Here is a 19,627-nt window from a genome sequence, read left to right as displayed (position 1 = left end):
ACCTGCTGGGATGGCGTTCCCGATTCGATCTCGCCCAGGTTCCTCGCAACCCCTCTCGCATCCGGTCTCCACCGCCTTGTCCGCTGCCCTCTCCCTCCCCCTCGACCGCCGCCAGTCGCCGCTTGCGCTCGGGGTGCAGCGCGGGGTGCGCCGCCTCTTCGCCGAACTCGGCCACGTCACCATCCCGGAATTCACCCTGGCCAATGGGCGGCGGGCCGACCTGATCGCGCTCGGGCCGACCGGCCAGCTGACCATCGTCGAGATCAAGTCCGGCCTGCCGGACTTCCGGGCCGACCGGAAATGGCCGGACTATCGCGATTTCTGCGACCGCTTCTACTTCGCGGTGCCGGAGGACATGCGCACCGACGTGCTGCCCGAGGATACCGGTCTCATCATCGCCGATGCCTTCGGGGCCGCGATCCTGCGCGAGGCGCCCGAGCACGCCCTGGCGGGAGCCCGCCGCAAGGCCGTGACGCTGCGCTTCGCCCATATGGCGGCGGGGCTGCTGCACGCGCTTGCCGATCCGGGCTCGGTGCGGGAGGGAAGCCTGTAGGCATGCGCGTGCGCGACATGGAGCCTGCCGACATCCCCGCCGTGGCGGCTCTGCTCCGGGAGATGCAGGCGTATTACGGGGTGCCCTGCCCGCCGGACGAGACGACCCGCGCCGATCTGAGCGATCTGCCCGCGGGCGTCACGATCCTGGTCGCGGCCGATCCGGCCCCGATCGGTTTTGCGGCGGTCGGCACGACCTATCCGGGACCGGGCCTGCGGCCGGGGCTGTTTCTGAAGGATCTGTTCGTCTCGCGCCCGGAGCGCGGGCGCGGCGCGGGCCGACGCCTGCTCCAGGCGGTAGCGGCCCTCGCGGTGGAACGCGGCTCCGGCCGGGTGGACTGGACCGCGGACGGCGCCAACGCCCCGCTCCTCGCCCACTACGAAGCGACCGGGGCGGCGGCTCATCGGGAGAGGGTGTTCTTCCGCCTGTCCGGCGCGGCGCTGACGCGCCTTGCCGCCGGCCCGCCCGACGCGCCGGCCTGACCTCCGCGCGGCATAGTAAAACTCATGACTCTTTCCCCCTTCCGGTTCGGGGAGAAACGGCCATGCCGAGGAACACGGTCATGGCCTGATTGAGCCGCACCATGTCCTCGTCATCGAGCCGCCCGATAGGCGCGCCCATCTTCGCCTTGGGAATGGTGGTGATCTTGTCCACCATCAGACGGCAGGTCGAGCGCAGGCCGTTGCGCTCGTTCGGCTCCACGACAAGGCGGAACAGCGGTGCGTCGGTCGGGTCCGTGGTGAAGGCGCAAATCGTGATGGAGTCGGTGGCGTCGAAGCTGTCGTCCTGCACGATGACGACGGGACGCGGCTTGCCCGCATAGTCCTTGCCCCCGGAGACGGTCCAGACCTCACCGCGCCTCATTCATCACCCCAATCCGCTATGGCGTCGATGAAAGCCTGATCCTCGCGCGCATGAGCGCTGGCGGCGACCGCCTGCGACTGGCGATGTGCCTGCTCCCGGAAAGAGGGAGCGCGCACGTCCGGCACCCAAATCTGGATGGGTCGTAGCCCCTGGGCGCGGAGCCGGTCGCGATGCTCGCGCACCTTCACCCGCACGGGCTTGGAATTCGATGCCGCAGCCATGATCTGCCTCCATGATGCCAGTTACATGTAACCTATCGTGGCGCATGTCAGCAGGCCAGCCCTTTTCGTCGTGCCGCATCCGCCCTTGCCTGCTTGGAGAGCCTTGAGCGGAGCTGCCGGCCCGCCCGACGCACCGGCCTGATCTCCGCGCGGCGCATTGGACAGGCTTGCCGGAGCGGAGCCATGATCCGCGCCGACCGGCGCGTCGCGGAATGCGCCCGGCGCAAGGGAGGACCGGCATGAGGCTCAAGGGCAAGGTCGCAATCGTGACGGGGGCCGGCGGCGGCTTCGGCGAGGGCATCGCGCGGCGTTTCGCGCAAGAAGGCGCCCGGGTGGCGGTGGTCGACCTGCGGGGGGATGCCGCCGAGCGGGTGGCGGCCGCGATCGGTAAGGCCGCGATCGCGGTCACGGCCGATGTCGGATCGCAGGCGGATGTGGAGCGCGCGGTCGCCCGCACGATGGAGGCCTTCGGCACGCCTCACATCCTCGTCAACAATGCCGGCACGACGCACCGGAACCAGCCGCTGATGGAGGTCGACGAGGACACGTTCGACCGCGTCTTCCGGGTCAACGTGAAGTCGATCTTCCATTTCGTGCGCGCCGTGGCGCCCGCCATGCGCGACAACGGCGGGGGCGTGATCCTCAATGTCGGCTCGACGGCCGGGATTCGGCCGCGGCCCGGCCTGACCTGGTACAACGCCTCGAAGGGCGCCGTGAACCTGATGTCGAAGTCGCTCGCCGTCGAACTCGCGCCCTGGAAGATCCGGGTCAACGCGCTCTGCCCGGTAATGGGCGAGACGGGGCTCCTCGAAGCCTTCATGGGATTGCCCGACACGCCCGAGAACCGGGCGAAGTTCATCGCCACGATCCCCCTCGGCCGGCTCTCGCGCGCGGAGGACATCGCCGCCACCGCCCTCTTCCTCGCCTCGGACGAGGCGGAGTTCCTCACCGGCATCGAGATGCCGATCGACGGCGGGCGGACCGTGTGAGGCAGGGAAGGCTACCTCGCGGCGCAGCCCGTCTGCCGTAATCCCTGTCCCGGGCGCATGCAGCGATAGCGGAATGCGACCCGGGATCCGCACAGGAATCCGCGAAGCGACCGCCTGTCGGCCACGGTGCCGGAGCAGGGAGCTGCCTCGCGGCAAATCCTCGTGCTGGATCCCGGATCCCCTTGCCGTGGCGCTACAATCGTCCGGAAAAGGAATGGAGCCGCCGGTGCGCGTGCGGATCGCCCGACGGCGGCTTCTTCTGCCTCACGCCCGCCCTTGTCTTGGTCCTCTGGTGATGCCATCGGCCGCATGGTGCCGACAGCCGCCGCCGGGATGCGAGGGGACGATGAACTGGGTGGAAGCGATCGGTTATCTCGGGACCGCCCTGACGATCACGTCCTCGGCGATGACGACCATGATCCCGCTGCGCATCCTCTCGATTCTCGCCAGCGTCGCGGTCATCACCTACGGCATCCTCACGGGCAGCCTGCCGGTGGTGCTCACCGAGGCGATCCAGATCCCGTTCAACACCTGGCGCCTCTACCAGATGGTGAAGCTCGTCAGGGATGTGGAGAAGGCGGCGGACGGCGACCTCTCCCTCGACTGGCTCAAGCCCTTCGGCACCTCGCGCCGCTTCAGGGCCGGCGAAGTCCTGTTCCGCATGGGAGATCCGGCGAGCGAGATGTACTACGTCGAGAGCGGCCGTTTCCGCATCGAGGAGCGCGGCATCGACATCGCGCCCGGCGCCATCGTGGGGGAGCTCGGCATGCTCTCGCCCGGCAACGTCCGCACCGCCTCGGTGGTCTGCGCCGAGGACGGGGTTGCGCTCTGCGTGCCCTATTCCGAGGTCAAGCAGCTCTACTACCAGAATCCCGAATTCGGCTTCTATTTCCTGAAGCTGACCAGCGAGCGCCTGTTCCAGGGCACCGGGCAGGGGGCGCGCGGAGCCGTCGCGATCCCCGAGCCGGAGGTGGCCTGATGCCGCCCGCCGGCCGGTCCCGCATGTGATCCCCGCGAAGGAGCCGATGACCGACTTCACCCTCGACCCGCGCCTGGCCGGCGACACGATCGCGATCGGCGACCTGCCGCTCTGCAGCGTGCTGCTCCTCGACGACGCGCGCTTTCCCTGGTTCGTCCTCGTGCCGCGGCGGGCGGGCCTGACGGAGATCACCGATCTACCCCCCGACGAGGCGGCGACTCTGATGCAGGAGATGCGGATCGCAACCGGGGTCATGCAGAGCCTCGCCAAGCCCGACAAGGTGAATCTCGGGGCGCTCGGCAATCTGGTTAGCCAGCTCCATATCCACGTCGTCGGGCGCTTCCGCTCCGACCCGGCCTGGCCCGGCCCGGTCTGGGGCCATGGCACCCGCACCCCCTACCCGCCCCACGCCGCCGCGCAGCTCGTCGAGCGCGCCCGGGCGCTGTTCCAGGCCGCCTGAGGAGGTTTCGTGATCACACCGCTGGACCGGCTCGGCTTCGCGCAGAGCCTTCTCGTCCGCCACTCCGCCGAGCGGACCGGCCCCACCCCGACCCTTGCCGATCATCCGGAGGCGGGCCTCGTCCTGTTCGCCGGGGAGATTCCGGTGCTGCGCCGGGCCGGCGAGAGCGCGAGCGCGATCCTCACGGCCGCCGACGGGGCGCGGGCGCCCGCGCCGCTCCCGCTCCTGTTCCTCGGGCGGGTCGAGGCGCGGCCGGTCTTCGCGGGCGCCCTGCCGGTCGATGCCGCGGCTTCCTACGCCGAGGACCCGTCCTACCGGGTCCTCGACCTGCGCTCCATCGCGGTCGAGGGCGCGGTGCCGCCCGCGGAGCTCGGCCTCCTCGCCACCGCGAAGTCGCTTCTCTCCTGGCACGCGCGCCACGGCTTCTGCGCGAATTGCGGGGCACCGACCACGATCGCCTGCGGGGGCTTCCGGCGCGACTGCTCTTCCTGCGGCAGCCAGCACTTCCCCCGCACCGACCCGGTCGTGATCATGCTGGTCACCCGGGGCGACCATTGCCTGCTCGGACGGCAGGCGCGGTTCCTGCCGGGGGTCTATTCCTGCCTCGCGGGCTTCCTGGAGCCCGGCGAGACGATCGAGGACGCGGTGCGCCGCGAGACCTTCGAGGAGGCCGGCCTGCGCGTCGGCGCAGTGCATTACCGCGCCTCCCAGCCCTGGCCCTTCCCCTCCTCGCTGATGATCGGCTGCGAGGCTGAGGCGCTCCACGACGAACTGGTGCTCGACCGGGAGGAACTGGAGGACGCCCGCTGGTTCTCCCGCGAGGAGGTGCGGCGGATGCTGGAGCGCCGCCACCCGGACGGCCTCCTCACGCCGCCGCCCATGGCGATCGCGAATCTCCTGGTGCGCGGCTTCGCGGACGGGTTCTGATCCGGTCTGCGAACACTCCGTTCGGAGAGCGGATCATCGCGCCCGCTTTAGCGAAGCCGACATCCGCAAGGCGAAACTGTCGATCGGATGTCGGATGAGGCCGCGTCAGCCCAGGCGAGGATGTCCGCTCCGCCCTTTCCCGGGCGCATGCAGCGCCAGCGGAATGCGACCCGGGAAAGGGCGGAGAACCATCCGCCTGAGCAGAGCCGGCGTCGCCTGGCGAAGCAATCGATCGGCCTGCGCTCAGTGCGCCATCAGCACCGGCATGGTGGCGTGGGCGAGGATGTGGCTGGTCGGCCCGCCGAAGATCATCTGGCGCAGGCGGCTCTGGGTGTAGGCGCCCTTCACGAGAAGGTCGCAGCCGAGCGCCTCGGCCTCCTCCAGGTAGATCTCGCCCGCGGTGCGGCGGCCGGCCGCGAGGGTGCGGCCCCGGGCCGAGAGGCCCTCGCGGGTGAGAGCCGCCGCCATCTGCTCGGCGCTCGGCCCCGGCACCATGCCGACATCGATCCCCAGCACCTCGATGCGGGCGGCCTGCCGCAGGAAGGGCTCCGCATAGGCCACCGTGCGGGCGGTCTCGGTGGAGCCGTTCCAGGCGATCAGCACGGTCTCCCCGAGGCTCTGGGGCGGGGTCTGCGGGGCGATGATGAGCGGGCGCCCGCTCTCGAACAGGGCCGCCTCCAGGGTCGTCATGCGCGGACCGCCCTCCCCGCCCGGGCGGCCCACCACGGTGGCACAGAACAGCCGGGCGTATTGAGCCAGGAAACCGTCGCCTGGCGGCGCGTCGGGGAGCCAGCGGTAGCGGGGAGCGGAGGGATTCGCTGCGGCGCTCTCGCGCCCGACCCCGTGCTCCTCCATGAAGGTGCAGAACTGGCTGCCGCAATCGCGGGCCTCGGCGAGATCGGCCTCCTCGTCGCGCACCCAGGTCATGCCGCCCACCATGTCGACCGGCACGTATTCGGCCAGCGCCGGGCGCAGGCCGAAGCCCTCGACGCAGGATCCGAACCGCTGGGCGGTCAGGAGCGCGGTTTCCAGCACGGAATCGAGCAGCGCGTGGCGCGCGACCGGGACGAGCAGGGTCTTCATGGCGGCCTCCGCGCGGATTGCATCATGGCCCTGCATCGGCGTCCAGAGGGGAGAGAGGCCAGAAGGGGCTGGCCCCTCGCGCGGCGGCGCCGAGTCTGCGAGAACCGGAGCATCGCTGCCCCGGGAGCGCTGCCATGCCCCATCCTCTACTCGATTTCGCGCCGGAGGTGCGGTCCGCGCTCGATGCGGGGGCGCCCGTGGTGGCACTCGAATCCACCATCGTCACCCATGGCATGCCGCATCCGCAGAACGTGGAGACGGCCCGGGCCGTCGCCGCCGTGGTGCGCGCGAACGGGGCGGTGCCGGCCATCGTCGCGGTGGTCGCGGGCCGCATCCGGATCGGGCTGCCGGAGGAGATTCTGGACTGGCTCGGCACGGCGAAGGAGGTGCTGAAGCTCAGCCGCGCCGACCTGCCCCATGCCGTGGCGGCGGGCCTCCACGGCTCCACCACGGTCGCCGCCACCATGATCTGCGCCCATCGCGCCGGGATCCGGGTGTTCGCGACCGGCGGGATCGGCGGCGTGCATCGCGGCGTCGAGGAGACGCTCGACATCTCGGCGGATCTCGACGAGCTCGCCCGCACGCCAGTCGCGGTGGTCTGCGCCGGCGCGAAGGCCATCCTCGACCTGCCCCGCACGCTCGAATATCTCGAGACCCGCGGCGTCCCGGTCGTGGGCTACCGCACCGACCGGTTCCCGGCCTTCTGGAGCCGGGACAGCGGGCTTCCGGCGCCGCTGCGCCTCGACACGCCCGAGGCGATCGCCGCCCTGATGCGGACCAAGGAGGCGCTGGACCTCGGCGGCGGCATCCTGGTGGCCAATCCGGTTCCGGAGGCGGACGAGATCCCGGCACGCGAGATCGCCGCGCTGATCGCGACGGCGGTGGCGCAGGCGCGGGCGGCCGGGATCGCCGGCAAGGCCGTGACCCCCTTCCTGCTGTCCCGCCTTCTCGACCTCACGGGCGGGCGCAGCCTGTCCACCAACATCGCGCTCGTGAAGAACAACGCCGCGCTCGCCGCGCAACTCGCGGTGGCCCTGCGGGGCGCGCGGTCCTCGGGCCCGCAGGCCGGCGCGGGCGCGCCAGGGGCCGAGCCGGGTCCCGCGCGTCGGACATCACCCGCGCGCGCCCCGTCCGGCGAAGGTTGGTGAGGCCCGCCGCAGCCGCAGGGCGTTCCCCACCACGAAGACGCTCGACAGGGCCATGGCGCCGGCGGCCAGGACCGGCGAGAGGAGCGGCCCGCCGAAGGCCCGCAGCAGGCCGGCCGCGACCGGGATCAGGGCCACGTTGCAGGCGGGATCGGGAGCTTCGCCCCCTGCGCCGCCTCCACCATGCGGACGATCTGGGCGAGCACCGCATCGGCCCCGACGCGCTCGACCGCGACCTCCAGGCTGCGGGTGCCGTTGACGGTGCCGCCCGTGACGGCGCCTCCGGCTCCTTGCGCACCGGCACCGGCTCGCCGGTGATCATGTTCTCATCCACCGCGGAGGCGCCCGCAACCACGCGCTCATCCGCGGGGAGGCGCTCGCCGGGGCGCACGCGCACGCGGTCGCCCGGGCTCAGGCTCGCCACCGGCACCTCGACCTCTGCCGAGCCGCGGATCAGCCGCGCGGTCTTGGGCGCGAGCCCACGGCCTCGGCCAGGGCCGTCGGGTCGTTGTCCGGCGCGAGGTCGAGGGTCGCGCGGCCGGTCGCGAGGTTGACGGCCACGCCCGAGACGCCCGGCACCGCCTCGCCTTGAGCACGCGCTCGATGCACCCCCTGCAGGACGTGCAGGTCATGCCCTCGACGGGCAGGGTGAGGCGGCGGGCGGTCGCGGTCATGGCAGCATTCTGGTGCGCGCGGCCGATACGGGAATCCGGCGCTGCCTCCGGGATACCGCTCCGCTTCGCGGCGCCTCTGCGCCCGCAACATGGTTTCGCCGCTCTTCGCCGCCAGAGCGGCCCGATGCACCGGATCCACGCAGCCCTGCTCCTCCTCGGCCTGCTTCTCCCTGGCCTCCTGGCGCCCGCAGGCGCTGAGGCCCATCCGCATGTCTGGGTCCAGGCGCGGAGCGAGGTGGTGCTGGACGAGGCCCGCAATCTCGTCGGGATGCGCGTCTCCTGGACCTTCGACCCCGACTATTCCGCCTTCGCGGTGCTGAACCTCGACTCGAAGCGCGACGGGGTGCCGGATCCCGACAAGCTCGCGACGCTCGCCCGCGAGCGCGTCGCGGCGCTGGCCGAAACCGGCTACTTCGTACAGGCGAAGCTCAACGGACGCCCTCTCGCCTTCTCGCCGCCGGGCGACGCCCGGGCCGAATACCGGGACGGGCGGCTGACGCTCTCCTTCACCCTCGCGCCACTCGCCTCGCCCGGCGCCGTGCGGACCCTCGTGGTCACCACCTCCGATCCGGATTTCTACGTCGCCTTCGGCCTCGCGCCCGGCCCCGAGGCGGTGCGGCTCGCCGGCTCGCCGGCCTGCCTCCTCAAGGTGACGCATCCGGCCAAGGAGGCGCGGATCGGCGAGCAGCTCATTCCGGATTCCGAGGCGACCGCCCGTCCGGGCGCCGCGGCTGCGACGGGCGCCGACTACACCGGCCGGGTGCTTGTCGCCTGTCCGTAGCCGTAGGGGCTGCCGGTTGAATGAGCGCTCCCTCCCGGGGCAGCCCCACTGCACCTCAGCATGAGGAGCGGGGTGGTTTCCATGCACGGTGTCTGGGACGGGGATGGGCCTCTGCTTCCGATCAAGGCCCTTCTTGAGGCGTCCGACAATCGCCAAACCGCTCGGTGGCCCGTCGCCTTCAGGCGGATTGCGGCGACGGCACGGGCCGCGCCGGCGGCGTCTCCTCCACCAGCGCCGGGATCACGGCCCGGAAGGTCGAGCCGCGGCCGGGCTCGCTCTCGACGCTGAGACGGCCCCGGTGGCGGTTGAGGATGTGCTTGACGATGGCAAGCCCGAGCCCTGTGCCGCCCTGCTGGCGGCTCGACACGGCATCGACCCGGTAGAAGCGTTCGGTCAGGCGCGGCAGGTGCTCGGGGGCGATCCCGGGACCGTCGTCCTGGACGGCGATCTCGATCTGGGGCGTACGCCCCTCCTCGCACGGGGTGCGGGCGACCCGCACCGCCACATGCGCGCCCTCGCCCCCGTACTTCACGGCGTTCTCCACGAGATTCTCGACGAGGCGCAGGATCTCGTCGCGGTCGCCGAGCACCGCGAGGGGTTCGGGATCCGCCTCCAGGGTCACCGCGACCCCGCGCTCCTCCGCGAGCGGGGTCAGCGAAACCACGATCTGGCGGGCGAGCGGCCCGACATCGATCGGGGTCGTCGGCGGCACGTGGGCCCGCAGCTCGATCCGCGAGAGCGAGAGCAGGTCGTCGATGAGCCGCGTCATGCGCAGCGCCTGCTCGCGCATGATGGCGAGGAAGCGGTCGCGCGCCGCGGGATCGTTGCGGGCCGGCCCCTGCAGGGTCTCGATGAAGCCGAGCAGGGAGGCGAGCGGCGTGCGCAGCTCGTGGCTGGCATTGGCCACGAAATCCACCCGCATGGCCTCGAGCCGCTTGGCCGAGGTGAGGTCGCGCAGGAACAGGACGAGGTTCGGCTGCCCTTCCGCATCCGACGACCCCTGCATGGCCCCGATCTGCACCTCGAAGGTGCGCTCGGTCGGAACACGGGGGGCGTAGAGGGTCTTCAGCGGCTCGCCCGAGTGGAGCACCGTCTCGATGCCGTCGAGCACGGCCGGGTCGCGCAGGGCGAAGGACAGCGGGTATTTCGGGCGCAGGGCCGGCAGCAGGGCGCGGGCCGCCGCATTGGCCTCGATGACGAGGGCGCGCCGGTCGATCAGGATCACCGGGTCGGGGATGTTGGCGAGGAGGGCCTCCGCGAGGCTGTGGCGGGTATCCCGCGCGGTCTCCCGGAGTGGCAGAGACCCTTCCGCGCGCGGCGAGGCCAGCCAGCCGCCCGCCAGGATGCTGACGAGGGCGCAGGCCCAGAACCACGGGTCGGCCGCCCGGTCATGGGCGACGATCGCGACGACGAGGAGGCCCGCGATCAGCGCGCCGCGCCATGCTGCCCGGCGGGCCGGCGCGCTCCGGCGCGGATCGAAGGGAAGGGACGGCATGAGGCCACTCTACGCGGGCCGCGTGACGGGTTCGCGATGGGAGGGAGAGGCGCTCCTCGGACCCGAGGCCTCAGGGATCGCCCATCCGGACGCGGGAACCGGATTCCTCCCCGTACCAACGGCCCAAGATGCTGCCGCATCGGGCCGTTGATACCCGGGACGGAGTTTAGCCCGCCGGCTCCTCCTCGTCCTCGGAGGCCTCGCGGGGGGTCAGGCGCACGCGCTTGGCGATCTCGTAGGCACCGAGCGCCGCGAGCGCGATGACGAAGGGCACCAGATAGTAGCAGACCCGGAACAGCAGCAGCGCGCCGAGCACGGATTCCCGCGGCAGGCCCGAGAGGGCGAGAAGCACGGTGGCCTCGAACACGCCGAGCCCGCCCGGGGCGTGGCTCGCGATGCCGAGCATGGCGGCGAGCACGTAGATCGCCACGAAGGCTTCGAAGCTGACGCCGTGGCCGTTTGGCAGCAGCACGTAGAGCACCCCCGCCGCCGCGCAGACGTCGCCCGCCCCGACCAGCATCTGGCTTAAGGAAACGCCGAGACCGGGCAGTTCGAGCCGCCAGCCCCTCACCCGCACGCTGCGCCGCCTCTGCGTGACCCAGGCGAGATAGCCGAGCACCGCCGCCAGGGCGGCGAAGCCCAGCCCCTGGTTGATCCGGCTGCTGACCGAGGTGAGGCGCGACAGGGGTTCGGCCTCGCGCACGAGGCTGAAGCCCAGGACCGCCCCCATGCCGAGCCAGAAGGTGAAGCCCGCCACGATGGTGAGCGCCGCGATCCGCCCCGGGCTCAGGCCCTTGCCCGAATAGATCCAGTACCGGATCGTGCCTGCCGTCAGGAGCGGGAAGCCGAGGTTGAAGCTCACCGCGTAGCTCGTGAACGAGGCGAGCGCCGTCGTCCGGTACGGCACCCTGATCCTGAGCTGGCGCAGCGCCAGGGCGTCGTAGCAGGTGAGGAACAGGTAGCTCACCGCGACCAGCATCACGGCGAGGCTCACCTGCTCGGCCGTCGCGGCCGTGAAGGCGGCGCGCAGCTCCGACCACGTCACCGTCGAGACGAGTTCGTAGAGGACGCCGAGCGAGATCAGGAACAGGATCGCGCTCGCGGCGGTGCCGATCCAGGCGTAGCGCCGCCTCCGATGCCCGGTCCCCTCGGCCCTGACCTCCGCTCTGACCTCGGGCGGGGGACCCGGATCCTGGCCGGAGGGATCGTCGTCCCGCGGCAGCGCGGTCGGTGCAGCCCGCGCGAGGTGCTTGTCCTCTCTGGCGAAATTCATGTCGTCGGCGTCCGACTCCGCTGGCCGCCGGCGAGACCTGCCCGTCTCGGGAGGCACCCGGTCGGCCCGTTCGGCGGCACTCCGACCGAGCCCCGCTTGCGCCCGCCATTTAGGCGTTTGCGGGCGGGAAGGCCAGACGACCGGATGGCCGGGCGTCCCGAGCAGGCCGGGTCGACCCTTCGTGCCGAGGCGGATTCAGTCCGCCACCGGCATCGCGACGCTGAGGAATGAAACCGGCTGATTGAGCGCTTCCTCCGACGGCACCCTCGACCTCCTCATGCTGAGGTGCTCCTTCGGAGCACCTCAGCATGAGGAGCGGGGCGATTTCCACCCACATTGGTTTCGATTCAGGGCGAGAACCGCGCTCCGAGGCTGTAGGTGTCGCCCCGGAAGATCTGCCGGACATAGGTGAGGGTCTCGCCGCCGCGCCACGTGCGGCGCTCGACCGCGAGGCAGGCGCCGCCGAGCGGCAGGTCGAGGGCGCGAGCGAGGCGCGCTGCGGCGTTGATCGCCGTGATGCGGTGCGAGGCCTCCGTCCAGGGCACGTGGCGCAGGAGCCAGGTGCCCGGCGGCACCCGGGCGAAATCGGCCGCGGCCGCAGCCGGCACGGCCGCGAGGCTGATCAGGCGCTCCTCCCAGGCGAAGGGACGCCCGTCCGCAAGGTGGCGGCAGGTGAGGTCGAGGAGAGGCTGGCCGGGCGTGAAGCCGGATTCCGCCGGCTCCGCCGCCCCCGCCGGACGCTCGCGCCGGGCGACGAGTTCGAGCGCATAGCGGGCACCCCGGGCCTCGATCTCGCTCGGGATGTCGGGGATCTGCAGCACGGCCGATTGCCGGGCGGGCCGGGCCACGAACGAGCCGGCCCGGCGGCGGCGCTCGATCAGCCCCGCCTCGGCGAGGCCGGCCAGCACCTTGTTCACGGTCATGCGCGAGCAGCCGTAGAGGGCCGACAGCTCCGACTCGAAGGGGATGCGATGGCCCGGCGGCCATTCGCCGGACAGGATCCGCCCTTCGAGGTCGCCGCGGATGCGCGCGTTGAGCGTCGCCGCCCGGGTCACGCGGCGAGCCTTGCCAGGGCGGACCGGAAGCGTGCCGCCACCGCCTCGCGCTTCAGGTGCCGGCCCTGCGCCACGACCCGCCGCCCCGCCCGCCAGACGCTCTCCACCGCGCCGTCGCGGGCGGCGAAGATCCAGCCGTCGAGCCACGCATCGCCGGCGCGCTCCGCGAGGGCCGGATGGTCGGGATCGAGGCCGACGATGTCGGCGAGGCACCCCGCCGCGAGCCCGCAGGCCACCCCGAGCGCCTGCCCTCCCCCGGCGAGGCAGGCCTCGACGAGCGCCCGCCCGGTCGAGAGGGAGTGCGGCGAGGTCGCGATGTTGCGCGCGCGCCCCGCGAGGCGCTGGCCGTATTCGAGGAGCCGCATCTCCTCCGCGGCCGAGATCAGCACGTTCGAGTCGCTGCCGATGCCGAACCGCCCGCCCTCGCGGGCGAAGGCGGCAAGCGGAAACAGGCCGTCGCCGAGATTGGCCTCGGTGATCGGGCAGAGCCCCGCGACCGCGCCGCTCCGCGCGAGCCGGCGGGGTCTCGGCCTCGCTTAAGTGCGTGGCATGGATCAGGCACCAACGCCCATCGACGGGGGCATGGTCGAGGAGGAGGTCGACCGGGCGCGCGCCGGTGGCGGCAAGGCACTCCTCCACCTCCCGCACCTGCTCGGCCACATGGATGTGGACCGGCCCACCTCCCGCGAGCGGCAGGAGCGCTTCGACCTCCGCCGGGGTCGCGGCCCGCAGGCTGTGGGGCGCGACCCCGACCACGGCGTCGGGGAGGCCCGCCACGGCCCGGCGGCTTGCCGCCATCAGGTCCGCGAAACGCTCGGGGTCGGTCACGAAGCGGCGCTGCCCGGCGCTCGGCGGCAGCGGGCCGAAGCCGCCATGGGCGTAGTAGACCGGGAGCAGGGTGAGGCCGATGCCCGTAGCGTCAGCCGCCGCCGCGATGCGGGAGGCCATCTCGGCCGGATCGGCATAGGGGGCGCCCGCCGGATCGTGGTGCAGGTAGTGGAACTCGCCGACGCGCGTGAAGCCCGCCTCCAGCATCTCCACATAGGCCTGCGCTGCCACCGCCTCGACGTCGTCCGGCTGCATGCGGTCGACGAACCGGTACATCACCTCGCGCCAGGTCCAGAAGGAATCGAGGCCGGCACCCCGCCGCTCGGCGAGGCCGGCCATGCCGCGCTGGAAGGCGTGGCTGTGCAGGTTCGGCAGGCCCGGAAGCCCGATTACCCCGGTCTCGTCACCGGGGGCGGCGGGCACGCCCCGGGTCACCGCCGTGATCCGTCCGTCCCGGATGTCGAGGGCGACGCCCTCCGCCCAGCCGTCGGGCAGAAGGGCGGAGCGGAACCAGAGCCGTGCCATCGCGGGTCCTCCCCTGACGCGCGGGACGGATGGACAAGGCTCCGCGCGGCCGATTATGTCTATACATACTCGGCGCGCATCGCCATCCCGGCGCAGGAATCGTCCCATGCAGTGCGACCGCCTCTGGCACAACGCCCGGCTCGCCACCCTGGCTGAAAGCCGGCCCGGCCTCGGTCTCGTGGAGGATGGGGTGATCGCTGCCCGCGACGGGCGCATCCTTCATGCGGGGCCCACCGCGGAGGCACCGTCCTTCGCGGCGCGCGAGACGATCGACTGCGAGGGCCGCTGGATCACCCCGGGGCTGATCGACTGCCACACCCACCTCGTCTTCGGCGGCGACCGGGCGCAGGAATTCGAGGCGCGCCTCGCGGGCGCCAGCTACGAGGAGATTGCGCGGGCAGGCGGCGGCATCGTGTCGACGGTGCGGGCGACGCGGGCGGCCTCGGAGGACGATCTCGTGGCGGGCGCGCTCCGGCGCCTCGACGCGCTGATCGCCGAGGGCGTGACCACGGTCGAGGTGAAGTCCGGCTACGGCCTCTCCCTCGCGGCGGAGCGCGCGAGCCTGCGGGCTGCTCGGCGGCTCGGGGCGGAGCGCGACGTCACGGTGACGACCACTTTCCTCGGCGCCCACGCCCTGCCGCCCGAGGAGAGCGACCGGGACCGCTTCATCGACCGCATCTGCGCGGAGATGCTGCCGGCGATCGCGCAGGAGGGCCTCGCCGACGCGGTCGATGCCTTCTGCGAGGGGATCGCCTTCTCGCCGGTTGAGACCGCGCGGGTGTTCGAGGCCGCGCGGGACGCGGGGCTGCCGGTGAAGCTCCACGCCGATCAGCTCTCGAATCTCGGCGGGGCGGCGCTCGCGGCCCGCTTCGGCGCGCTCTCGGCCGACCATCTGGAATATACGGACGAGGCCGGGGCCGCCGCGATGGCTCAGGCCGGCACCGTCGCGGTGCTCCTGCCCGGCGCCTTCTACTTCATCCGGGAAACCAAGGTGCCGCCGGTCGACCTGTTTCGCCGCCACGGCACCCGGATCGCGCTCGCCACCGACTGCAATCCCGGCACCTCGCCGCTGACCTCGCTGCTCCTCGTCCTCAACATGGGCGCGACGCTGTTCCGCCTCACGGTCGAGGAATGCCTCGCGGGCGTCACCCGGGAGGCGGCGCGGGCGCTCGGGCGCCTGCACGACCTCGGCACGCTGGAAGCGGGCAAGTGGTGCGACCTCGCCATCTGGGACATCGAGCGCCCGGCCGAACTCGTCTACCGCATGGGCTTCAATCCGCTCCATGCCCGCATCCGGAGGGGCCGATGAGCAGCGTCGCGATCACGCCGGGCTGCGTTCCGCTCTCCGGCTGGCGCGCCATCCTGGCCGGGGCCGCAATCCGGCTCGACGAAAGCTGCCGGCCCGCCATCGCGCGCGCGGCCGAGGCGGTGGCGGCGATCGTCACCCGGGCCGAGCCCGTCTACGGGATCAATACCGGGTTCGGGAAGCTCGCGACGGTGCGGATCGACGCCGCCGACCTCGCCACGCTCCAGCGCAACATCGTGCTCTCGCACGCGGCCGGAACCGGCGAGCCGATGCCGGTTGCGGTCGCCCGGCTGATGATGGCGCTCAAGCTCGCGAGCCTCGGCCAGGGTGCCTCGGGGGTGCGGCCGGAGACGGTCGCCCTTCTCGAAGCGATGCTGGCGCGGGGCGTGACCCCGCTCGTGCCGGCGCAGGGCTCGGTCGGCGCCTCGGGCGACCTCGCCCCCCTCGCCCATATGACGGCGGCGATGATCGGCGTCGGCGCGTGCATCGACGAAGCGGGCACGCGGATCCCGGCGGCCGAGGCCCTGTCCCGCGTGGGCCTGGAGCCGCTGACGCTCGGCCCGAAGGAGGGGCTCGCCCTCCTCAACGGCACGCAGTTCTCGACCGCCTATGCGCTCGCGGGGCTGTTCGGGGCCGAGGATCTGCTCCGGGCCGCCCTTGTCGCGGGGGCGCTGTCGGTCGATGCGGCGCGTGGCTCGGACACGCCCTTCGACCCGCGCATCCACGCGCTGCGCCGCCACCGCGGCCAGATCGAGACGGCGCGCGCCCTGCGGGACCTCCTCTCCGGCTCGGCGATCCGGGCCTCGCACCTCGTCGGGGACGAGCGGGTGCAGGATCCCTATTGCCTGCGCTGCCAGCCCCAGGTGATGGGGGCGGCCCTCGACCTGCTGCGGCAGGCGGCCGCGACCCTGGAGACGGAAGCCAACGGCGTCTCGGACAATCCGCTCGTTTTCCCCGAGACCGGCGAGGCCCTGTCGGGCGGCAATTTCCACGCCGAGCCGGTCGCCTTCGCGGCCGACATGATCGCGCTTGCCCTCTGCGAGATCGGCGCGCTGTCCGAGCGGCGCATCGCGCTTCTCGTCGATCCGGCCCTGTCCTCGGGCCTGCCCGCCTTCCTGACGCCCCGGCCGGGGCTGAATTCGGGCTTCATGATCCCGCAGGTCACGGCGGCGGCCCTCGTCTCGGAGAACAAGCAGCGCGCCCATCCGGCGAGCGTCGATTCGATCCCGACCTCCGCCAACCAGGAGGACCACGTCTCGATGGCGGCTCATGGCGCGCGGCGCCTGCTGCCGATGGTCGAGAATGCGATGGCGGTGATCGCCATCGAGCTGCTCGCCGCCGCGCAGGGCTGCGACTTCCTGGCGCCGCTGCGGTCGAGCGAGCCCCTGGAGCGGGTGCGCGCGCGCCTGCGCGCCGCCGTGCCGCGCCTCGACGAGGACCGGTATTTTCATCCCGACCTCGCTGCCGCCGCGGCCCTGGTGCGCGGCGGGGCCGTGGTGGAGGCGGCGGGCGTGGGCCTGCCGGGGGTGAGCGGGGGCGTCGCGTGACCCACGCAGCCGCTTCCGAGTTCGGCGCGGGCAGCGCAGGGAACCCCTCTCCCGTGCGGGAGAGGGGCAGGGGTGAGGGTCCCGGACCCTCCCGCAAGATGGCTGAGACGGCAGTGCTGGCAGCGGCACGGTTCAGCCGTCTTGCGGAACCACCTGGTCCCTCGCCCCTACCCCTCTCCCGCACGGGAGAGGGGATCCCGCGCTTCCCGCGCCTTCATCGCAGAGGATGGCATCGTCCCCTCATCAGGCAGAATCGCGCGTCATGACATCCCCCTGGCTCACCGTCCGGCAGGGCACGGCCCCGCTGATCCTCAGCCTGCCGCATACCGGCACGGAGATCCCGCCGGAGATCGAGGCTGCCCTGGTCTCGCCCTGGCTCGCCCGCAAGGACACCGACTGGTGGATCGAGCGGCTCTACGACTTCGCCGCCGGCCTCGACGCCACGATCATCCGCACGGCTTTGTCCCGCACGGTGATCGACGTGAACCGGGATCCGTCGGGCGTCTCGCTCTATCCGGGACAGGCGACGACGGAGCTGTGCCCGACCACCACCTTCGACGGCGAGCCGCTCTACCGGGAGGGCGAGGGCCCGGACGTGGCGGAGAGGCGGACCCGCTGGTTCGACCCCTACCATGCGGCGCTGCAGGGCGAGATCGCGCGGCTGCGGCGGCTCCATCCGCGGATCGTGCTCTATGACTGCCATTCGATCCGCTCGGAGATCCCCCGCCTCTTCCCCGGCCTGCTGCCCCATTTCAACATCGGCACCGACGGGGGCCGGACCTGCGATCCCGCCCTTCAGGACGAGATCGAGCGGATCTGCGCGGCGACCGGGCTGAGCGTGGTCAGCAACGGCCGGTTCCGGGGCGGCTTCATCACCCGCGCCTATGGGTGCCCGGCGGACGGCGTCCACGCGGTGCAGATGGAACTCGCCTGCCGGGCCTACCTGGACGAACCAGTCGGGCCGGTCGGGCCCGAGACCTGGCCTGTGCCCTACGATCCCGTCCGGGCCGCGCCGGTCCGCACGGCCCTCGAATCGATCCTCGCCGCGTGCCTCGCCTTCGGAGCCCGCCCGACATGACCCGCCTCGACAATGCCCGCATCGTCCGCGCTCCCCGCGGCCCCGCCCTCACGGCCAAGAGCTGGCTCACCGAGGCGCCCCTGCGGATGCTGATGAACAACCTCGATCCGGATGTCGCGGAGCGGCCGGGCGACCTCGTCGTCTATGGCGGCATCGGCCGGGCGGCGCGGGACTGGGCCAGCTTCGACCGGATCGTCGCCGCGCTCAAGGACCTCGACGAGGACCAGACGCTCCTCGTGCAGTCGGGTAAGCCGGTCGGAATCTTCCGCACCCATCCGGACGCGCCGCGGGTGCTGATCGCCAATTCCAACCTCGTGCCGCACTGGGCGACCTGGGCCCATTTCCACGAGCTCGATCGCAAGGGCCTGATGATGTACGGCCAGATGACGGCCGGCTCCTGGATCTACATCGGCAGCCAGGGCATCGTGCAGGGCACCTACGAGACCTTCGTGGAGATGGGCCGCCAGCATTACGGCGGCGACCTCGCGGGGCGCTGGATCCTGACCGCGGGCCTCGGGGGCATGGGCGGCGCGCAGCCGCTCGCCGCCACCATGGCCGGGGCCTCCTGCCTCGCCGTCGAGTGCCGGGCATCGAGCATCGAGTTCCGCCTGCGCACGGGCTATGTCGACGTCCAGGCCCGCGACCTCGACGAGGCGCTCGCCCTGATCGACGAATCCTGCCGGGCGCGGGTGCCCCGCTCCGTGGCGCTCATCGGCAACGCCGCCGAGGTCTTCGCCGAGATCCAGCGCCGTGGCGTGCGGCCGGATTGCGTCACCGACCAGACCTCCGCGCACGACCCCGTCAATGGCTACCTGCCCCGGGGCTGGAGCATCGCCGAGTGGGAGGCGCGGCGCGAGAGCGACCCGGACGGGGTCGCGGCGGCCGCCAAGCGCTCCATGGCCGAGCAGGTGCGGGTGATGCTGGCCTTCCACCGGGCCGGCGTGCCGACCGTCGATTACGGCAACAACATCCGGCAGATGGCGCTGGAGGAAGGGGTGGCGGACGCCTTCGCCTTCCCGGGCTTCGTGCCGGCCTATATCCGCCCGCTCTTCTGCCGCGGCGTCGGGCCGTTCCGCTGGTGCGCCCTCTCGGGCGATCCGGAGGACATTTACCGCACCGACGCCAAGGTGAAGCAGCTTCTGCCCGACAATGCCCACCTGCACCGCTGGCTCGACATGGCCCGGGACAAGATCCGGTTCCAGGGCCTGCCGGCGCGGATCTGCTGGGTGGGCCTGGGCGACCGCCACCGGCTCGGCCTTGCCTTCAACGCCATGGTGCGCAGCGGGGAGCTCAAGGCGCCGATCGTGATCGGGCGCGACCACCTCGATTCCGGCTCCGTCGCCTCCCCCAACCGGGAGACGGAGGCGATGCGCGACGGCTCGGACGCGGTCTCGGACTGGCCGCTTCTCAACGCCCTCCTCAACACCGCCTCGGGCGCCACCTGGGTGTCGCTCCACCACGGCGGCGGGGTCGGGATGGGCTTCTCGCAGCATGCCGGCATGGTGATCGTCTGCGACGGCAGCGAGGCCGCGGACCGGCGCCTGGAGCGGGTGCTGTGGAACGATCCGGCCACGGGCGTGATGCGCCACGCCGATGCCGGCTACCCGGAGGCGATCGCCTGTGCGCGGGAACAGGGGTTGGTCCTGCCGAGCCTGGGCTAGCGGATGTTTCGATGCCAGTCGGTATGATACGGCTCCGGTTGATTTCTTCCGAGACGAGGCCGCGCGGGGAACCCCTCTCCCGTGCGGCTGAAATCCCGCCTGTGGCAGCTAACCCCAGCCCTCATGCTGAGGTGCAGGGCGGCTTCCATGCAAGTCAGTGCTCACGGCCGAGGCGCCGGCGAT

19 protein-coding genes and 3 pseudogenes are annotated in these 19,627 nt (G+C 72.1%); 12 read left to right on the top strand and 10 right to left on the bottom strand.

The window, feature by feature from the left end:
• The first annotated feature begins 76 nt into the window (after positions 1-76).
• Together MNOD_RS05085 and MNOD_RS05080 are read left to right on the top strand one after the other, a co-directional pair.
• Entirely contained in the window at positions 77-553 is a 477-nt protein-coding gene (locus MNOD_RS05085) for an MmcB family DNA repair protein (protein ID WP_043748108.1), read from the top strand.
• A 2-nt stretch (positions 554-555) separates the two neighbouring features.
• Positions 556-1,035: a GNAT family N-acetyltransferase gene (locus tag MNOD_RS05080; RefSeq protein WP_015927758.1), complete on the top strand. Its 480-nt coding sequence runs from the start codon at positions 556-558 to the stop codon at positions 1,033-1,035.
• 22 nt (positions 1,036-1,057) lie between these two features.
• Here the strand turns inward: MNOD_RS05080 and MNOD_RS05075 are convergent, their stop codons facing one another.
• A complete protein-coding gene (locus tag MNOD_RS05075) occupies positions 1,058-1,417 on the bottom strand; it encodes a type II toxin-antitoxin system PemK/MazF family toxin (protein WP_015927757.1) in 360 nt (119 codons plus the stop codon).
• Entirely contained in the window at positions 1,414-1,638 is a 225-nt protein-coding gene (locus MNOD_RS05070) for an antitoxin MazE family protein (protein WP_015927756.1), read from the bottom strand. Before MNOD_RS05070 ends, MNOD_RS05075 begins: the two co-directional genes overlap by 4 nt.
• Before the next feature lie 239 nt (positions 1,639-1,877).
• Here MNOD_RS05070 and MNOD_RS05065 point away from each other — a divergent pair, with 239 nt between their 5' ends.
• From MNOD_RS05065 to nudC, 4 genes are all read left to right on the top strand, one after another.
• Entirely contained in the window at positions 1,878-2,627 is a 750-nt protein-coding gene (locus MNOD_RS05065) for an SDR family oxidoreductase (RefSeq protein ID WP_015927755.1), read from the top strand.
• A 346-nt stretch (positions 2,628-2,973) separates the two neighbouring features.
• On the top strand, positions 2,974-3,606 hold the full coding sequence (locus MNOD_RS05060; RefSeq protein ID WP_015927754.1) for a cyclic nucleotide-binding domain-containing protein: 633 nt from the start codon (positions 2,974-2,976) through the stop codon (positions 3,604-3,606).
• A 46-nt stretch (positions 3,607-3,652) separates the two neighbouring features.
• Positions 3,653-4,066 carry an HIT domain-containing protein gene (locus MNOD_RS05055; RefSeq protein WP_015927753.1) on the top strand — a complete coding sequence of 138 codons (414 nt, stop codon included), beginning with the start codon at positions 3,653-3,655 and terminating at the stop codon, positions 4,064-4,066.
• A gap of 9 nt (positions 4,067-4,075) precedes the next feature.
• Positions 4,076-4,993 carry an NAD(+) diphosphatase gene (gene nudC, locus MNOD_RS05050; protein WP_015927752.1) on the top strand — a complete coding sequence of 306 codons (918 nt, stop codon included), beginning with the start codon at positions 4,076-4,078 and terminating at the stop codon, positions 4,991-4,993.
• A 243-nt stretch (positions 4,994-5,236) separates the two neighbouring features.
• Here the strand turns inward: nudC and MNOD_RS05045 are convergent, their stop codons facing one another.
• Positions 5,237-6,076 carry a universal stress protein gene (locus tag MNOD_RS05045; protein WP_015927751.1) on the bottom strand — a complete coding sequence of 280 codons (840 nt, stop codon included), beginning with the start codon at positions 6,074-6,076 and terminating at the stop codon, positions 5,237-5,239.
• A 134-nt stretch (positions 6,077-6,210) separates the two neighbouring features.
• On the opposite strand from MNOD_RS05045, the gene MNOD_RS05040 reads away from it, so the two are divergent.
• Positions 6,211-7,224 carry a pseudouridine-5'-phosphate glycosidase gene (locus MNOD_RS05040; RefSeq protein WP_015927750.1) on the top strand — a complete coding sequence of 338 codons (1,014 nt, stop codon included), beginning with the start codon at positions 6,211-6,213 and terminating at the stop codon, positions 7,222-7,224.
• On the opposite strand, the pseudogene MNOD_RS46160 reads toward MNOD_RS05040, so the two are convergent.
• The 3 genes and pseudogenes from MNOD_RS46160 to MNOD_RS48810 all read right to left on the bottom strand — a co-directional run.
• A pseudogene (locus MNOD_RS46160) lies at positions 7,189-7,368 on the bottom strand (hypothetical protein); the annotation flags it as partial. The gene MNOD_RS05040 and the pseudogene MNOD_RS46160 overlap by 36 nt on opposite strands.
• 193 nt (positions 7,369-7,561) lie before the next feature.
• A pseudogene (locus MNOD_RS50535) lies at positions 7,562-7,645 on the bottom strand (P-type ATPase actuator domain-containing protein); the annotation flags it as partial.
• Between the two features lie 29 nt (positions 7,646-7,674).
• Positions 7,675-7,830, bottom strand: a complete 156-nt coding sequence (locus MNOD_RS48810) for a heavy-metal-associated domain-containing protein (RefSeq protein ID WP_244424666.1) — start codon at positions 7,828-7,830, stop codon at positions 7,675-7,677.
• A 189-nt stretch (positions 7,831-8,019) separates the two neighbouring features.
• Here MNOD_RS48810 and MNOD_RS05030 point away from each other — a divergent pair, with 189 nt between their 5' ends.
• Complete coding sequence (locus MNOD_RS05030) at positions 8,020-8,676, top strand: DUF1007 family protein (RefSeq protein ID WP_015927749.1); 657 nt, start codon at positions 8,020-8,022, stop codon at positions 8,674-8,676.
• 178 nt (positions 8,677-8,854) lie between these two features.
• Here the strand turns inward: MNOD_RS05030 and MNOD_RS05025 are convergent, their stop codons facing one another.
• From MNOD_RS05025 to MNOD_RS05010, 4 genes and pseudogenes are all read right to left on the bottom strand, one after another.
• A complete protein-coding gene (locus MNOD_RS05025; RefSeq protein ID WP_015927748.1) occupies positions 8,855-10,171 on the bottom strand; it encodes an ATP-binding protein in 1,317 nt (438 codons plus the stop codon).
• Positions 10,172-10,337: 166 nt separating this feature from the next.
• Positions 10,338-11,444, bottom strand: a complete 1,107-nt coding sequence (locus MNOD_RS05020) for a lysylphosphatidylglycerol synthase domain-containing protein (RefSeq protein ID WP_015927747.1) — start codon at positions 11,442-11,444, stop codon at positions 10,338-10,340.
• A gap of 347 nt (positions 11,445-11,791) precedes the next feature.
• Entirely contained in the window at positions 11,792-12,499 is a 708-nt protein-coding gene (hutC, locus tag MNOD_RS05015; protein ID WP_043748101.1) for a histidine utilization repressor, read from the bottom strand.
• Positions 12,496-13,852: pseudogene (locus tag MNOD_RS05010) on the bottom strand (formimidoylglutamate deiminase). The gene hutC and the pseudogene MNOD_RS05010 overlap by 4 nt, the downstream one beginning before the upstream one ends.
• Positions 13,853-13,958: 106 nt before the next feature.
• Here MNOD_RS05010 and hutI point away from each other — a divergent pair.
• The 4 genes from hutI (at position 13,959) to hutU (ending at position 19,444) form a co-directional block, all read left to right on the top strand.
• Entirely contained in the window at positions 13,959-15,161 is a 1,203-nt protein-coding gene (hutI, locus tag MNOD_RS05005; protein WP_015927745.1) for an imidazolonepropionase, read from the top strand.
• The gene (gene hutH / locus MNOD_RS05000) at positions 15,158-16,705 is read left to right on the top strand and encodes a histidine ammonia-lyase (protein WP_015927744.1); all 1,548 of its coding nucleotides are present in this window, start codon (positions 15,158-15,160) and stop codon (positions 16,703-16,705) included. The genes hutI and hutH overlap by 4 nt, the downstream gene beginning before the upstream one ends.
• Before the next feature lie 262 nt (positions 16,706-16,967).
• A complete protein-coding gene (gene hutG, locus MNOD_RS04995) occupies positions 16,968-17,783 on the top strand; it encodes an N-formylglutamate deformylase (protein ID WP_015927743.1) in 816 nt (271 codons plus the stop codon).
• Complete coding sequence (hutU, locus tag MNOD_RS04990; protein WP_015927742.1) at positions 17,780-19,444, top strand: urocanate hydratase; 1,665 nt, start codon at positions 17,780-17,782, stop codon at positions 19,442-19,444. Before hutG ends, hutU begins: the two co-directional genes overlap by 4 nt.
• Positions 19,445-19,627: the final 183 nt, after the last annotated feature.

Origin of the sequence: Methylobacterium nodulans ORS 2060, from assembly GCF_000022085.1 — a bacterium.
GTDB classification, from domain to species: Bacteria; Pseudomonadota; Alphaproteobacteria; order Rhizobiales; family Beijerinckiaceae; genus Methylobacterium; species Methylobacterium nodulans.
This window is presented reverse-complemented; position numbering and strand designations above follow the sequence as displayed.

Bases quoted from the DNA above. Each gene is read 5' to 3' on its own strand.
- MNOD_RS05030 (WP_015927749.1), top strand. From the start codon at position 8,020: ATGCACCGGATCCACGCAGCCCTGCTCCTCCTCGGCCTGCTTCTCCCT.
- MNOD_RS05075 (WP_015927757.1), bottom strand. From the start codon at position 1,417: ATGAGGCGCGGTGAGGTCTGGACCGTCTCCGGGGGCAAGGACTATGCG.
- hutU (WP_015927742.1), top strand. From the start codon at position 17,780: ATGACCCGCCTCGACAATGCCCGCATCGTCCGCGCTCCCCGCGGCCCC.
- MNOD_RS05060 (WP_015927754.1), top strand. From the start codon at position 2,974: ATGAACTGGGTGGAAGCGATCGGTTATCTCGGGACCGCCCTGACGATC.
- MNOD_RS05025 (WP_015927748.1), bottom strand. From the start codon at position 10,171: ATGCCGTCCCTTCCCTTCGATCCGCGCCGGAGCGCGCCGGCCCGCCGG.
- MNOD_RS05055 (WP_015927753.1), top strand. From the start codon at position 3,653: ATGACCGACTTCACCCTCGACCCGCGCCTGGCCGGCGACACGATCGCG.
- hutH (WP_015927744.1), top strand. From the start codon at position 15,158: ATGAGCAGCGTCGCGATCACGCCGGGCTGCGTTCCGCTCTCCGGCTGG.
- hutI (WP_015927745.1), top strand. From the start codon at position 13,959: ATGCAGTGCGACCGCCTCTGGCACAACGCCCGGCTCGCCACCCTGGCT.
- MNOD_RS05065 (WP_015927755.1), top strand. From the start codon at position 1,878: ATGAGGCTCAAGGGCAAGGTCGCAATCGTGACGGGGGCCGGCGGCGGC.
- MNOD_RS05070 (WP_015927756.1), bottom strand. From the start codon at position 1,638: ATGGCTGCGGCATCGAATTCCAAGCCCGTGCGGGTGAAGGTGCGCGAG.
- MNOD_RS05020 (WP_015927747.1), bottom strand. From the start codon at position 11,444: ATGAATTTCGCCAGAGAGGACAAGCACCTCGCGCGGGCTGCACCGACC.
- MNOD_RS05040 (WP_015927750.1), top strand. From the start codon at position 6,211: ATGCCCCATCCTCTACTCGATTTCGCGCCGGAGGTGCGGTCCGCGCTC.
- MNOD_RS05045 (WP_015927751.1), bottom strand. From the start codon at position 6,076: ATGAAGACCCTGCTCGTCCCGGTCGCGCGCCACGCGCTGCTCGATTCC.
- hutG (WP_015927743.1), top strand. From the start codon at position 16,968: ATGACATCCCCCTGGCTCACCGTCCGGCAGGGCACGGCCCCGCTGATC.
- MNOD_RS05080 (WP_015927758.1), top strand. From the start codon at position 556: ATGCGCGTGCGCGACATGGAGCCTGCCGACATCCCCGCCGTGGCGGCT.